Annotated in this window: 13 protein-coding genes; 2 read left to right on the top strand and 11 right to left on the bottom strand. The window is 72.2% G+C overall.

The window, feature by feature from the left end; all coding sequences use genetic code 11:
- Nucleotides 1-21: 21 nt before the first annotated feature.
- Nucleotides 22-483: a phospholipase gene (locus ACFV9T_RS22850; RefSeq protein ID WP_385443227.1), complete on the top strand. Its 462-nt coding sequence runs from the start codon at nt 22-24 to the stop codon at nt 481-483.
- 66 nt (nt 484-549) lie between these two features.
- On the opposite strand, the gene ACFV9T_RS22845 is transcribed toward ACFV9T_RS22850, so the two are convergent.
- The 9 genes from ACFV9T_RS22845 to ACFV9T_RS22805 form a co-directional block, all read right to left on the bottom strand.
- The gene (locus ACFV9T_RS22845) at nt 550-1,359 is read right to left on the bottom strand and encodes an HAD family hydrolase (protein WP_385443224.1); all 810 of its coding nucleotides are present in this window, start codon (nt 1,357-1,359) and stop codon (nt 550-552) included.
- On the bottom strand, nt 1,356-2,633 hold the full coding sequence (serS, locus tag ACFV9T_RS22840) for a serine--tRNA ligase (protein WP_385443223.1): 1,278 nt from the start codon (nt 2,631-2,633) through the stop codon (nt 1,356-1,358). The genes ACFV9T_RS22845 and serS overlap by 4 nt, the downstream gene beginning before the upstream one ends.
- A 553-nt stretch (nt 2,634-3,186) precedes the next feature.
- Nucleotides 3,187-4,122 (bottom strand): prephenate dehydratase, encoded by a 936-nt coding sequence (pheA, locus tag ACFV9T_RS22835; protein WP_385443221.1) that lies wholly within the window; start codon nt 4,120-4,122, stop codon nt 3,187-3,189.
- A gap of 78 nt (nt 4,123-4,200) precedes the next feature.
- Nucleotides 4,201-5,496, bottom strand: coding sequence for an iron uptake transporter deferrochelatase/peroxidase subunit (gene efeB / locus ACFV9T_RS22830; RefSeq protein WP_385443220.1), 1,296 nt, complete (start codon nt 5,494-5,496; stop codon nt 4,201-4,203).
- Nucleotides 5,493-7,529: a copper resistance CopC/CopD family protein gene (locus ACFV9T_RS22825; protein WP_385443218.1), complete on the bottom strand. Its 2,037-nt coding sequence runs from the start codon at nt 7,527-7,529 to the stop codon at nt 5,493-5,495. The genes efeB and ACFV9T_RS22825 overlap by 4 nt, the downstream gene beginning before the upstream one ends.
- A gap of 6 nt (nt 7,530-7,535) precedes the next feature.
- Nucleotides 7,536-7,994: a copper chaperone PCu(A)C gene (locus ACFV9T_RS22820; protein ID WP_385443217.1), complete on the bottom strand. Its 459-nt coding sequence runs from the start codon at nt 7,992-7,994 to the stop codon at nt 7,536-7,538.
- A complete protein-coding gene (locus tag ACFV9T_RS22815; RefSeq protein WP_385443214.1) occupies nt 7,991-8,653 on the bottom strand; it encodes an SCO family protein in 663 nt (220 codons plus the stop codon). Before ACFV9T_RS22815 ends, ACFV9T_RS22820 begins: the two co-directional genes overlap by 4 nt.
- Nucleotides 8,654-8,763: 110 nt before the next feature.
- Nucleotides 8,764-9,507: a YcnI family protein gene (locus ACFV9T_RS22810; RefSeq protein ID WP_385443212.1), complete on the bottom strand. Its 744-nt coding sequence runs from the start codon at nt 9,505-9,507 to the stop codon at nt 8,764-8,766.
- A 93-nt stretch (nt 9,508-9,600) separates the two neighbouring features.
- Nucleotides 9,601-10,413, bottom strand: coding sequence for a hypothetical protein (locus tag ACFV9T_RS22805; RefSeq protein WP_385443209.1), 813 nt, complete (start codon nt 10,411-10,413; stop codon nt 9,601-9,603).
- Nucleotides 10,414-10,614: 201 nt separating this feature from the next.
- Between ACFV9T_RS22805 and ACFV9T_RS22800 the strand changes: the two genes are divergently transcribed.
- Complete coding sequence (locus ACFV9T_RS22800) at nt 10,615-11,118, top strand: ATP-binding protein (RefSeq protein WP_385443206.1); 504 nt, start codon at nt 10,615-10,617, stop codon at nt 11,116-11,118.
- Between the two features lie 44 nt (nt 11,119-11,162).
- Here the strand turns inward: ACFV9T_RS22800 and ACFV9T_RS22795 are convergent, their stop codons facing one another.
- Together ACFV9T_RS22795 and ACFV9T_RS22790 are read right to left on the bottom strand one after the other, a co-directional pair.
- Nucleotides 11,163-12,575 (bottom strand): PLP-dependent aminotransferase family protein, encoded by a 1,413-nt coding sequence (locus ACFV9T_RS22795; RefSeq protein WP_385443204.1) that lies wholly within the window; start codon nt 12,573-12,575, stop codon nt 11,163-11,165.
- A gap of 92 nt (nt 12,576-12,667) precedes the next feature.
- Complete coding sequence (locus ACFV9T_RS22790; protein WP_385443201.1) at nt 12,668-14,176, bottom strand: aminopeptidase P family protein; 1,509 nt, start codon at nt 14,174-14,176, stop codon at nt 12,668-12,670.
- Nucleotides 14,177-14,189: the final 13 nt, after the last annotated feature.

The following is a 14,189-nucleotide window of genomic DNA, read 5'->3' as shown; positions in this document are numbered from 1 at the left end:
ACCCAACGGGAGGAAACCGGAATGCGTCGTCTCGCCACCAGTCTCGCCACGAGTCTCGCCGCCACCGCCGTCACCGCGGCCGCCACCGTCGCCCTGGCCACGCCCGCCCAGGCCGTCCCCGCCGACAAGGCACAGGTGCTCGCGAACTGGACCCAGACCAGCGCCAGCAGCTACAACGCCTGGGTCGCGGCCCGGGGCAACCAGGCCGCGTGGGCCGCGTACGCGTTCGACTGGTCCACCGACTACTGCAGCACCTCGCCCGACAACCCCTTCGGCTTCCCCTTCCAGACCTCCTGCGCCCGCCATGACTTCGGGTACCGCAACCACAAGGCGCTCGGCATCTTCGACGCCAACAAGGCCCGTATCGACAGCGCCTTCTACGAGGACCTCAAGCGGGTGTGCGCCGCCTACACCGGTGCGAAGAAGACCGCCTGCGACGGCACCGCGTGGACCTACTACCAGGCTGTGAAGAACCTCGGCTGAGCCGGATCACATGACGACGGGCGGCCCGCCCCGGGCCGCCCGTCGTACACGTCATCCGCCGAAAAGTCAGCCGAAGAGGCGCTCCAGCACCACCGCGATGCCGTCCTCCTCATGGGAGGCGGTGATCTCGTCGGCGACGGCCTTCAGCGCGTCGTGCGCGTTAGCCATCGCGACTCCGTGCTTCGCCCAGCCGAACATCGGGATGTCGTTCGGCATGTCGCCGAAGGCGATGGTGTCCGCGGCCGTCACCTTCAGCCTGCGGGCGGCCAGCGAGAGGCCCGTGGCCTTGGTCAGCCCCAGCGGCAGCAGCTCCACCAGTCCCTCGCCCGCCATCGTCACCCCGACCAGACCCCCGGCGGCGACCCGCGCGGCGTCCGCCAGCGCGTCGTCGCCCAGCTCGGCGTGCTGGATGTAGAGCTTGCTGATGGGCGCGGACCACACCTCGTCGTGGTCCGTGAAGGAGGTGACCGGCATGTCCCCGTGCCCCACCCGGTACCCCGGGCCGAACAGCACCTCGCCGTCGAGACCGTCGCGGGCGGCGGCCAGCAGCAGCGGACCGGTCTCCGCCTCGATCTTCTCCAGCGCCAGCATGGCCACCTGGCGGTCGAGCGTGACGGAGGTCAGCAGCCGGTGCTCGCCCGCGTGGTACAGCTGCGCGCCCTGGCCGCACACCGCGAGCCCGTCGTAGCCGAGGTCGTCCAATATGTGCCGGGCCACCGGGACTGTGCGCCCGGTGACGACGATATGGGCGGCACCGGCCGAGGTGGCCGCGGCGAGCGCGGCGCGGGTACGGGCCGAGACGGTGTGGTCGGGGCGGAGCAGGGTCCCGTCGAGGTCCGTCGCGACCAGGCCGTACGGAAGGTCCCCGGCGCTCACCGGGCGACCGGTGCCAGGACCTCGCGCCCGCCCAGGAACGGCCGCAGCGCCTCGGGCACCCGCACCGAACCGTCGGCCTGCTGGTGGTTCTCCAGGATCGCGACGATCGTCCGGGTGACCGCGCACAGCGTGCCGTTCAGCGTCGCCAGCGGACGGACCTTCTTGCCCTCGCGCATCCGGATCGACAGCCGCCGGGACTGGAACTCGGTGGTGTTGGACGTCGAGGTCAGCTCGCGGTACTTCCCCTGGGTCGGGACCCACGCCTCGCAGTCGAACTTCCGCGTCGCGGACGAGCCCAGGTCACCCGAGGCCAGGTCGACCACCCGGAACGGCAGCTCCAGCGAGGTCAGCCACTGCTTCTCCCACTCCAGCAGCCGCTGGTGCTCGGTCTCGGCCTCCTCCGGCGTCGTGTAGACGAACATCTCGACCTTGTCGAACTGGTGCACCCGGAAGATGCCCCGGGTGTCCTTGCCGTACGACCCGGCCTCGCGGCGGAAGCAGGAGGAGAAGCCCGCGTAACGCCGGGGGAGTTGCTCGGCGTCCAGGATCTCGTCCATGTGGTACGCGGCCAGCGGGACCTCGGAGGTGCCGACCAGGTAGAGGTCGTCCTTGTCCAGGTGGTAGACGTCCTCCGCGGCCTGGCCCAGGAAGCCGGTGCCCTCCATGGCCTTCGGCTTGACCAGCGCGGGGGTGAGCATCGGAGTGAAGCCCGCCGCGGTGGCCTGCGCCATCGCCGCGTTCACCAGCGCGAACTCCAGCAGCGCGCCGACGCCCGTCAGGTAGTAGAAGCGCGAGCCGGAGACCTTGGCGCCGCGCTCGGTGTCGATCGCGCCGAGCAGTTCGCCCAGCTCCAGGTGGTCCTTGGGGGTGATGCCCTCGGCCGCGAAGTCGCGCGGGGTGCCGACCGTCTCCAGGACGGTGAAGTCGTCCTCGCCGCCCACCGGGACGTCCGGGTGGACCAGGTTGCCCAGCTGGCGCAGCAGGGTCTGGGCCTCCTCGGCCGCCGTGTCCTGCTCGGCGTCGGCGGCCTTGACCGCGGCGGACAGCTCACCGGCCTTCTTCAGCAGCTCGGCCTTCTCGTCCCCGGAGGCCTTGGGGATGAGCTTGCCGAGCGCCTTCTGTTCGGAGCGCAGCTCGTCGAAGCGGACGCTGGAGGACCTGCGCCGCTCGTCGGCTTCGAGGAGCGCGTCGACGATGCCGACGTCTTCTCCACGGGCGCGCTGGGAGGCGCGCACACGGTCGGGGTCCTCACGGAGCAGGCGAAGGTCAATCACCCCCCCAGGTTACCGGTGTGACCTCGGGGGCTCGACGCGAAATTCCGTTGTGCCCCTTTTTGCCCCTGTTTAGGGCTGTGGGAAAGTCTGGGAATTCCTGTGTGGACCGCCGTCAAGGAATGCGTGCGCATTCCCCGAAAAGGGGCAAAGAGATGACTGGTTTCCCGTGTGTGCGGGGCGAGTTGGCCGTTCGTTGTCCACAGGCCCCGGGGGATACTCACGAGTTATCCACAGCCTGTGTGTGAGATCTGTGGATGTAGCAGTGATCGTTGGGGCCGCCGAATGCTCGGCGATGGATTCCCCTATCGAACCGCGTTCACACACTCTTTGTGAGAGGAATCCCTCACTCTGAAGAGCGGATCTTTGGAATTGCGGTGACGAGTGCGCAATGTCCGGTGATGTGAGCCGATGAGGTGACTGTGGTGATGTGTCGACATTGCCGGGTTGGTGTTGTCGACTTGTCCCCAGCGCGAAGCCGAGCCTGTGGATAACTTTTTGGCGACGGCAGCCCGGGCCCCTGGTTGACGGGCCCGGCGCTCCGCGCCCTCCGTGCTCAGCCCCGCCCGTCCTGGCAGCGGGCCAGCCACTCCGTGGCCTCCGCGAACGCCTCGTCCGAGGTGCCGGCGCGCAGCGGAGCCAGATCCGCCGCATCCACCCCCGCGCGCGGGTACGAGCCCAGGAAGCGCACCTTCGGGCAGATCCGCTTCAGCCCCATCAGGGCCGACCCCACCCGCCGGTCCGTGATGTGCCCCTCGCAGTCCACCGAGAAGCAGTAGCGGCCGATGCCCTCGCCCGTCGGGCGCGACTCGATCCGCATCATGTTGACGCCGCGCGCCGAGAACTCCTGCAGCAGCTCCAGCAGCGCGCCCGGGTGGTCGTCGCCGAGCCAGATCACCACGGACGTCTTGTCCGCGCCGGTCCGGGCGGCGGGCCGGGCCGGGCGGCCCGCCAGGACGAAGCGGGTCACGGCGTTCGGCGCGTCGTGGATGTCGGTGACCAGCGGCTCCAGGCCGTACTTCGGCCCCGCGAACGCGCCCGCGAACGCCGCGTCGTACCGCCCCTCCTGCACCAGCCGCGCACCGTCCGCGTTCGAGGCCGCCGACTCCCACAGGGCGTCCGGCAGGTTCGCCGCGAGCCAGTTGCGGACCTGCGGCTGGGACACCGGGTGCCCGGTCACGGTCTTCACGTCCGCGATCGTGGTGCCCTGCCGCGCCAGCAGCGCGAAGCTGATCGGCAGCAGCACCTCGCGGTAGATGGTCAGCGGTTCGCCCGTGGCCAGCTCGTCGAGGGTCGCGGTGACCCCGCCCTCGACCGAGTTCTCGATCGGGACCAGAGCGGCCGCCGCCGCACCGCCGCGCACGGCGTCCAGCGCCGCCGGAACCGAGACCATCGGAACCAGCTCGCGCGTGGCGGCCTCCGGCAGGGACCGCAGCGCGGCCTCGGTGAAGGTGCCCTCGGGGCCGAGGTAGGCATAGTGGCTGGCCGACATCACGGTGGCTCCCTGTGATCGTATGAGAGCCGCCACGATACCCAGCGGCGGCCTGGGGTGAGGCCGTTCATCCCTCGCTCACCCTTCCAAGAGTGCCTGACCCACGTACTCGTCCGGCGCGCAGCCGCCCGGCACCGCGAAGAGCGCGCTGGCCTCGTGCCGCAGGAACCGGGACAGATCGTCCCCGAGGTCCAGCTTCCGCTGCACCGGTACGAACCCCTTCATCGGATCCGCCTGCCACGCGATGAACAGCAGCCCCGCGTCCGGCGCCCCGTCGTCGCGGAAGCCGTCGTGGTACGAGAACGGGCGGCGCAGCATCGCCGCGCCCTGGTTGGACTCGGGGGCCGCGACCCGTACGTGGGCGGCGCCCCCGATGGCCAGCCCGCCGTCCGCGCCCAGCTTGTCGAGCCGTACCGGGGTCGTCTCGGTGCCGCCGGACAGCGGGGCGCCGTCCGACTTGCGGCGGCCGATGACCTTCTCCTGCCGCTCCTGGGACAGGTTGTCCCAGGAGTCGAGCAGCATCCGGACGCGGCGCACCACGGCGTAGGAACCGCCCGCCATCCAGGCCGGTTCCCCCTTGTCCGGTACGAAGATCCGCCGCTCGTAGTCGGGCTCCTCCGGCTTCGGGTTGTTCGTGCCGTCGACCTGGCCCATCAGATTGCGCATGGTCATGGGGCGGCCGGTGGCCCCGGGGGTGCGGTTGAAGCCGTTCATCTGCCAGCGCAGCCGCGCCACGTCCCCGGCCTCCCGCTGCAGCGCGCGCAGCGCGTGGAAGGCGACGAGCCCGTCATTGGCGCCGATCTGGATCCACAGATCGCCGTTGCTGCGCTTCGCGTCGAGGGCGTCCGAGGCGAAGTCGGGCAGCGGAGCGAGAGCCTCCGGGAGCTGGTCCTTCAGCCCCGCCTTGGCGAAGAAGGTACGGCCGAAGCCGAAGGTGACCGTGAGGGACGACGGTCCGGCGTCGAGCGCGATGCCCGTGTCGTCCGGCGGCGCCTTGCCCTCGGTCAGCTCGCGCGCCGTCCGCGACCACCGGCGCAGCAGCGCGGCGGCCTTCTTACGGGTCGCGCCGGGCGCCAGGTCGAAGGCGATGAGATGGCCGTGGGCCTGCAGCGGGGTGGTGATCCCCGCCTGGCGCTCGCCGTGGAAGGAGACGGCCGTCGAGCCGACCGAGCTGAGCGGCCGGGGCGTGTTCCGGGTCGCCTCCGCGGCGTACGCACCGGCCGCACCGCCGACGACGAGCCCGGCCGCGCCCGCGGCGCCGGCCGAGCCCAGCAGACGGCGCCGGGACACCCCGGCGGGGTCGGTGCGCTGGTCCTGGTCCTGGTTCTGGTTCTGAGAGGTTTCGGGGGCTTTCGAGGCGTGCTGAGTGCTCATTGCGCGATCTTCACGTTCCTGGTCTCCGTCACCTGGTCGATGTCGGAGGTCCGTACGGTCATGGAGAGCAGCCACTTCCCGGCCATGGGGAGCTGTACGCCCTCGGCGTTCCAGTGTCCGGTGGACCGCTGCTTGAGGGGGACCGACAGCGGGCCGATGCCCTGCTGCTTGAGGGTCAGGGAGAGCTTCACTTCCGGCACCTCGATCGGCCGGTCGGCGAAGTCGCTGATGAAGACGTTGACGGCGTTGTCGCCGGGCAGCGCCGGGTCGAGCATGACGATGGCCTTGCCGCGGCCGCTCTTGGAGCCGGTGTCGTACGGGATCGACACGCTGATCGGGTCGACGTTCAGCCCGCCGGTGTCCACGGCCTCGGCCGCGGGCTTCCCGGTCTCCGCCCGGCCCGGCTGGGTGCCGCTCAGCACGGTGGTCACCGCGAGCAGCACGGCCGCCACGACGGTCTCGGCGATCACGGAGCGGCGCAGTCCGCTGCGCTGCGGGTCGGCGTCGCGCTCCCGCTGGGCGGCGGTCTTGTCCTTGGCCGCCCGCTGCCGGGCGAGCTGCGCGGTGCGGACGGGGTCGTCCGCGTCGCCCTGGGAGGTGCGGGCGGGGTCGTCCGCGTCCCCGCCACCGTCCCCGGCCTTGTCCCCGGCCTCCGCACCGGAGTCGGCACTCGCGGCGCCGGTACGGACCGGCTCCTTCACCTCCGCCTTGGCCTCGGTCTTGACCTCCGCTTCCGCCGAGACCTCCGCCTTCTCCGCGCTCACGGTGTCCGTGAGACGGCCGGTCCAGCGGCGCGAGACGGCGGCGATACCGACGAGCACCGCGACCAGGGCCACCTTGACCAGCAGCCACCGCCCGTAATCCGTACCGGTCAGTGCCTTCCAGGAGCCGACCTGCCGCCACGACTGGTACAGCCCGGTGAGAACCAGGGCGACCACGGACCCGAAGGCGAGCCGGGAGAAGCGGGCCACGGCCGCCCGCTCGATCGGCACGCCCGCGCGGAGCGTCACCGCGAGCGAGGCAAGACCGCCCAGCCACACCCCCACCGCGACCAGGTGGATCACGTCGACCGGCATGGCCAGCTGCCGCTGGATGCCGACCGAGGCGTGCTCGGCCATCGCCCAGGTCGCGGCGAGGCCCACCGTGACGACGACGCCGCCGACGCCCAGCCCGAACGCGAGGTCACGGCGGCGCCGGGCGTCCTCCTCCGCCGCGTCGGTGTGACGGGTGTACGAGCCGAAGAGCACGGCCAGGAAGATCGCCGCCACGCCGAGCAGCAGCAGCCGGGACATCAGCGCCGCGCCCGGCTTGGTGTCGAGGGCGTCGCCGAGCGAGCCGAGGTCGAGGACCGCGCCGAGCCCCTCGGAGTTGGCGTAGGGGCCGCGCAGCAGCAACAGCGTCAGGGTGGCGCCGAAGAGCGTCGCCCAGCCGCCGACCGCGATCTTCCGGACCGGGCGGGAGGACCGGCACACCCCGGCGAACACGCAAGCGCCGACCAGCGCCGCGAACCCGCCGTAGGCGGCGTACCGCCCGATGCCGTACAGCGCCGTGACGGTGCTGTCGCCGCTCTCGCCGCTCGGCGCCTTGACCGACGTCTTGGACGGGGCGCCGATGGAGAAGGTGAACGCGCCGCTCACCGGGTGGCTGTCCTCCGAGACCGCCTTCCATGCCACCGTGTACGTGCCGTCCGGCAGCCCGGGGCGCAGCGCGACCGCCGCGGTCGACGACTGGCCGTTCACATGGGCCGTCTTCCCGGTGTCCACGCGCTTGCCCTTGGGGTCGAGGACGCGCACCGCGTCCCGGCCGAGCAGCACGCCCTCGGTGAAGGTGAGCCTGACGTCCGACGGCGCGGACTTCACCACCGAGCCCTCGCCGGGGCTGGTGGAGGTCAGCGCGGCGTGCGCGGACGCGGGCCCGGCGCCGAAGCTCAGCGCGCACAGCAGCGCGGCGAGCAGTGTGCCGAGGACCGACAGCAGCCGCCGCGCGGTGACGGAGATCCGGGGCCGGGCGGTCGGGGAGGTCAGCGAGGGCATCGGCTGTCAGTCCTTGGGACGGTACGTCATCGGCTCGACCGGGACTTTGATCTTGATGGGGTCGGAGGTGGCGAAGTGCAGGGTGAATTCGACCTTCTCACCGAGCTTCGGCCGGTGGACCAGTTTTGTCAGCATCAGATGATCGCCCCCGCTGGTCAGCTTCAGTTCGCCGTTCGCGGGCACGTCGAGCGAGCCGACCTGCCTCATCTGGGTGCCCTTGGTGGTGTGCAGGGTGACGTCGCGGGCGAGCGGGGTGGTGATGGACGTCAGCTTGTCCTCGCCGCCCCCCTTGTTCGTCACGGTCAGGAAGCCCGCCGCCATGTCGGACATCGCGGGGCGCGGGATGTACGCGCCTCCGACGGACAGCTCGGGGCGGCCCCCGCCGTCGTCGCCGCAGGCGGTGAGCGTGCCGGTCAGTCCGAGGGCGAGGGCGGCCGCGGCGGCGGCCCGGTGCCGGGTGATCACGGGTTCTCCCCCTTGATGATCTTCGGGAGGTCCTTGGCGTACTGCTGGGGCGAGGTCGACGTGGTGTAGATCCAGTGCCCCTTGTCGTCCTTGGGCGAGAACCCCAGCACCTGGGCGCCGTGGTTGACGGTGAGGCTGCCGTCCTTCTGCTTCTTCGGCTTCTCGATGAAGATGCCGAGCGGCCTGGCCCCGGCCTCGATGGTGTCGAAGTCGCCGGTCAGCCCGACGAAGTCCTTACCGCCCTGGGCGTCCAGCCACTTGCGCATCCGCTCGGGGGTGTCGCGCTCCGGGTCGGTGGTGACGAACACGACCCGCAGCTTCTCCCGCTCCGCCTTGGACAGCTTGGAGACGGCGATGCCGAGGTTGCTCATGGTCAGCGGGCAGACGTCCGGGCAGTGGGTGTAGCCGAAGAAGACCAGGGTCGGGCGGCCCTTGGTCTCCTTGAGCAGGTCGTACTTCTTGCCCTCGGTGTCGGTGAGGACGAGGTCGGGCTTGGCCTTGGCGTCGTTGTTCAGGACGATCGCCTGTCCCGTCTTCTGGCCGCCCGAGACGCTGGCGGCGCTGTCCCCTTTGTCTCCTCCCTCGCCGGAGCCGCCGCAGGCGGTGAGGGTGAGCGCGGCGGCGGCGACGAGGGCGGAGCCCAGGATCTTGGTGCGCATGGAGCTGTTCTCCAAAAGAGATCGTTGGATCGGTGGTGCGGTACGGCGTGCCGCCCGCGCCGGGTCGGGGCGCGCGGATACGCCGTACCGCCACGCGGGGTCGGGGCGGGTCAGGCGGAGCGGCGGCGGCCCGCGAGCACGCCGAAGGCGACTCCGGCGACGCCGATGACGATGCCCGCGATGCCGAGCACCCGGGCGGTGGTGTCGGTGCCGTCGCCGTCGGACGCGGAGGCGGTCTTCGCGGTGCCGGAGCCGGACGCCGTGGTCTTCTTGGCGCTGTCCGCGCTCGCGGAGCCGTGCCCGTGCGCGCCGCCCCCGGCCGCGTCGGTGAGCTTGAGGACCGGCGCCGGGTTCTCGGGCTCGGGCGCGCCCTCCTTGGGCTCCTCGATCCAGCGCACGACCTGCTTGTCGTCGTACGTCTGAAGGGCCTTGAAGGCGATCTGGTCGGCGTCCTTCGGCAGCGGGCCGACCGAGACCGGGAACTGCTGGAACATGCCCGGCTCGATCTTGCCGCCGGTCCAGGTGATCTTGGTGACCGCCTCGGTCACCTTGCCGTCGCTGGTCTCGATCGGCTTGTCCAGCTTGGACTTGGTGACCTTCACGTCCCAGCCGGGCACCGGCTGGGGCATCACGGAGGCGAGCGGATGGTCGGTGGGCAGATTGACCTCGAGCTTGACGGTCGAGGAGTCGTCCCGCTCGTTGGGCACCTTGAAGTCGACGGTGCTGTAGCCGCCCTTCTCGGCCTGCTCCGGCTGCACGGTGACGTGCGCGAAGGCGGGGCCCGCGGCGAGCAGCAGGGCACCCGCGGTGAGGCCTCCGAGAACCGGCAGACGGCGTAGACGCATGGCGTTCATGTCAAACGCTCCAGATGAGGAGTGATCGGTGGGGGTCGGCGCGCGTGCGGCATCGTCGCGGCCACCCTCCGGTCCCGCTGGAGGAGTGTCGCGTCAGGCCGCGAGGTCGTAGCGCGGCGGTCCCCGCCGGATCACGCTGTGCTGGAGGACGACGGAGGTCGTCCCGCGCTCGTCCGCCCCGTCCGGGCGCGGGCCGGGCGGCCCGGTGCCGGACGCGGTGTCCAGGAGCCCGGTGAGCAGCGTCCGTACGAGCCCCAGGGCGGCGCGCAGGGAGCGTACGAGCGCGGCTTCCGCGACCCCGCGCGCCCCGTCCAGCGACAGCCGTACCGCCCGCCACACGGCCCGCTCGCCGCGCCGCAGCAGCCAGCCGACGGCGAGGGCGGCCAGCAGATGGCCCAGGGTCATCGGCAGCGACGGCAGCAGGGCGGTGAGGCCCGTGTGGTGCTCGGGGCCGGTCGCCGCAGTGGGCTGGGCGGAGTGCAGGGACCCCGGGTCGATGCCCGACCGGGCGACGATCCGGTGCGCCGTGGCCGCGTCGAGGCGGCCGGGGAGCGTGGTGCACAGCAGCTTCGCCGCCATGCCGATGACGCGGCCGTCGGCGGCGTCCGCGCGGTGGGCGGCTTCCGCGGCGGCGACCGCCTGCTGTCCGTAGCTGAAGAGGCTGTGCAGCGCGAGCTGGCCCAGGGCCAGCACCGCCGCGATCCCGGGCAGCGACCGCTCCCGCCCGGCCAGCGGCAGGACGACCGCGAACACCGCCGCGGCCCCCGCGCCGAGCGTCCACAGCGGCACGGCCGTACAGGACGCCAGGACGTGCCCCGCCGCGGACAGCACAACACAGACCGCGGTGAACACCGCGGCCCGCAGCATGCGCAGATCGGCACCCGCACGGGCGACAGGGGAAGCCATGGCCGCGCCATCATCCCACTGGGTAAACGCGTTCCCTACGGCGGGTAGGGCGTACCGGCGCACACCCGGACAGGCCTATACACCGGTGCGCCTACCGCGCGCGTCCGCCGAATGAGCGGAGTCACGTCAATCGGACGCTTACGGACCATGGACCCAGGCAATACGTAACGGTATGTCGAGCCGCGGCCGGGAGGCTGGAGCATGAGCATCTGGTGGTCACTCCATTTGCCCCGCGAGGCGGCGAGCGTTCCGCTCGCACGACGACTGCTCCTCGGCACCATGGAGACGGCCGGAGTCGATCCGGAAATCTCCTACGACCTGTCGGTCGCCCTTTCCGAGGCATGCGCGAACGCGGTGGAGCACGGCGGCAGCGACGGTACGGGCGGGGACTACCGGGTCACGGCCTTCATCGACGGCGACACCTGCCGTATCGAGGTCACCGACTCGGGCCCCGGCTTCTCCGGCCGTGGCACCGTGCGCCGCGAATCGCGCACCCGGAGTGAGCGGCGTCCGGCGTCGGCGCCGAGGCCGCAGCACCCGCACAGTCCGGCTCCCGCGCACGCGGAGCACGGACGGGGGCTCTTTCTCATCGAAGCGCTCACCGATCACGTCCGCTACCGCGACCGGCCCGGTCGCGGTGGGGTGGTGGTGAGTTTCGACAAGATCCTCAAGTGGCGCGAGGACTCCCTGCTCAGGGCGTCGTAGTCGCGCGTCACTCCTCACCGGGGCACTTTTTCACCGGGGGGCTTTCACCGGGGGACTGCACCGGGCGGCAGCGCCCGGCACAGCGCGTCCAGCGCCTCCGCGAACGCGTGGTCGGGCGGGGCGGCATAGCCCACGACCAGGCCGTCGTGGGCCGGGCCCGTGGCGTCGGGGTGGCGGAAGGCGGCCAGCCCGTCCAGGGCGAGCCCCTGGCGGGCGGCGGCCCGTACGGCGGAGCGCTCGGTTCCGGGCGGCAGCGCGAGAACCGCGTGCAGCCCGGCGGCGATGCCGGAGACCCGTACGTGCGGGGCGCGCTCGGCGAGCGCGGCCACCAGCTGGTCGCGGCGCCGCCGGTAGCGCTGGCGCGCCCGGCGTACGTGGCGGTCGTAGCCGCCGGACTCCAGGAAGTCCGCGAGGGTCAGCTGATCAAGGGCGCTCGCCCAGGCCTCGCGCTCTCCCTTGGCGGCCAGCACCTCGTCCACCAGCGCGTCCGGAAGGACCATCCAGCCCAGCCGCAGCGCGGGCGACAGGCTCTTGCTGACCGATCCGACGTACAGCACACGCTCGGGGTCGAGGCCCTGGACGGCGCCGACCGGGCGGCGGTCGTAGCGGAACTCCCCGTCGTAGTCGTCCTCCACGATCAGCCCGCCGCCCGCCCGCGCCCAGTCGACGGCCGTGGCCCGCCGCTCCGGACGCAGCGGCCCGCCGGTCGGGAACTGGTGGGCGGGGGTGAGCAGCACCGTCGTCACGCCCCGCAGATCCCGGCGGGTGGCCAGCTCCTCGGTGCGGGCGCCGTGCTCGTCCAGCGGGAGCGGCACCGTCCGGATTCCGGCGTCGGCCAGCAGCGAACGGTGAAAGCCCAGGCCGTACGCCTCGACGGCCACCGTGCGGCGCAGCGCGCTGGTTCCGCTCAGCAGCCGCAGGGCGTGCGCGAAGCCCGAGCAGATCACGATCCGGTCCGGGCCGGTCCGCACCCCCCGGGCCCGGGAGAGGTAGTCGGCCAGGGCGCGGCGCAGCTCCGGGCGGCCGTACGGATCGCCGGGGCCGAACGCCTCGCTGGGCGCGGCGGTCAGGGCGCGCCGGGCCGAGGCCAGCCAGGCGGTGCGCGGGAAGGCGGCGGCGTCCGGCTGGCCCTGGAGCAGGTTGTGGACGGGGCGCGGGGCGCTTTCCCGTTGGGTCGCGGGTGCGCCGGTACGCCGGGGCGGGGGAGGGTCGGCCCGGGGCGCCACGCGCGTCCCCGACCCCTGGCGGGCGGTGAGCCAGCCCTCGGCGACCAGCTCCGCGTACGCGTCCGCGACCGTGTTGCGGGCGATGCCGAGGTCGGCGGCGAGCGAACGGTAGGGCGGCAGCCGGGTGCCGGGGGCGAGCCGTCCGCCCCGGACGGCGTCCCGCAGCGCGCGGATCAGGGCGGCCCGGCGGCCGCCCGCCCCGGCCAGCTCCAGATGCAGATCACTGACCACAGGGCCTCTGCCGGATCGACCGAGAGCGGGGGAGCGTCTTCCGACGCTCCCCCGCTCTCATTCCGTCTTGTCTGAGCCGCTTCCGCCCTGTCTCAGCCGCGCTGCGCGACGATCCGCGCCATCCACGCCTCGACGTCATCGGCGGACCTCGGAAGCGCCGCCGACAGATTGCGGTTGCCGTCCTCCGTCACCAGGATGTCGTCCTCGATCCGGACGCCGATGCCCCGGTACTCCTCGGGCACGGTCAGGTCGTCCGGCTGGAAGTAGAGGCCCGGCTCGACGGTGAGGCACATGCCGGGCTCCAGCGTGCCCGCCACATAGGTCTCGGTGCGGGCCACGGCGCAGTCGTGCACGTCCAGGCCGAGCATGTGACCGGTGCCGTGCAGCGTCCAGCGGCGCTGCAGCCCCAGCTCCAGGACGCGCTCGACCGGGCCCTCGACCAAGCCCCATTCGACGAGCTTGGTGGCCAGGACGCGCTGGGCGGCGTCGTGGAAGTCGCGGTACTTCGCGCCCGGCTTGACCGCCGCGATGCCCGCCTCCTGCGCCTCGTACACCGCGTCGTAGATCTTCCGCTGGAGCGGGGTGTAGCCGCCGTTGACCGGCAGGGTGCGGGTGACGTCCGCGGTGTAGAGCGTGGTCGTCTCGACCCCGGCGTCGAGGAGCAGCAGATCGCCGGAGCGGACCGGGCCGTCGTTGCGCACCCAGTGGAGGGTGGTGGCGTGCGGACCGGAGGCGCAGATCGAGCCGTAGCCGACGTCGTTCCCCTCGACGCGGGCGCGCAGGAAGAACGTCCCCTCGATGTAGCGCTCCGAGGTCGCCTCCGCCTTGTCGAGGACCTTCACGACGTCCTCGAAGCCCCGCACGGTCGAGTCGACGGCGGACTGCAGCTGGGCGATCTCGAACTCGTCCTTGACCAGGCGCTGCTCGCTGAGGAAGACCCGCAGCTCCTCGTCGCGCTCGGCGGTGACCTTGTCGGTCAGCGCCGACTCGATCCCCGCGTCATGGCCGCGTACGACGCGCACCGGGCCGGTCGCGGCGCCGAGCTGGTCGGCCAGCTCGCGCACGTCCTGGGCGGGCAGCCCCAGCAGCCGCTCGGCCTCGCCGAGGCTGTGCCGCCGCCCGACCCACAGCTCGCCCTGGCCGTCCAGCCAGAACTCGCCGTTGTCCCGGTCGGAGCGGGGCAGGAGGTACACCGTCGCCTTGTGGCCCTCGCCCGCGTCCGGCTCCAGCACCAGGACGCCGTTCTCCGTCTGGTCGCCGGTGAGGTACGCGTACTCGGTGGCGGCGCGGAAGCTGTACTCCGTGTCGTTGGAGCGGGTGCGGAGGTTGCCCGCGGGGATGACCAGGCGCTCGCCGGGGAAGCGCGCGGAGAGCGCGGCACGGCGGCGGGCGGTGTTCGGGGCCTGTTCGATGGGGCTCAGGTCGTGCAGCTCGGTGTCCGCCCAGCCGGACTTCATGTTCTCGGCAAGCTCGTCGGACACGCCCGGGTAGAGGCCGTTCTTCCGCTGCTTGATGGGCTGCTCCTCGGCCTCCGGGGTCTCCAGGGCGTCAGGAGTGGGCTCCTCGGTCACGTCATCCTCCTCGAACTGGACCTCTCCCATGGTAGGTCCGGGG

Source organism: Streptomyces sp. NPDC059850, from assembly GCF_042731515.1.
Taxonomy (GTDB): domain Bacteria; phylum Actinomycetota; class Actinomycetes; order Streptomycetales; family Streptomycetaceae; genus Streptomyces.
This window is presented reverse-complemented; position numbering and strand designations above follow the sequence as displayed.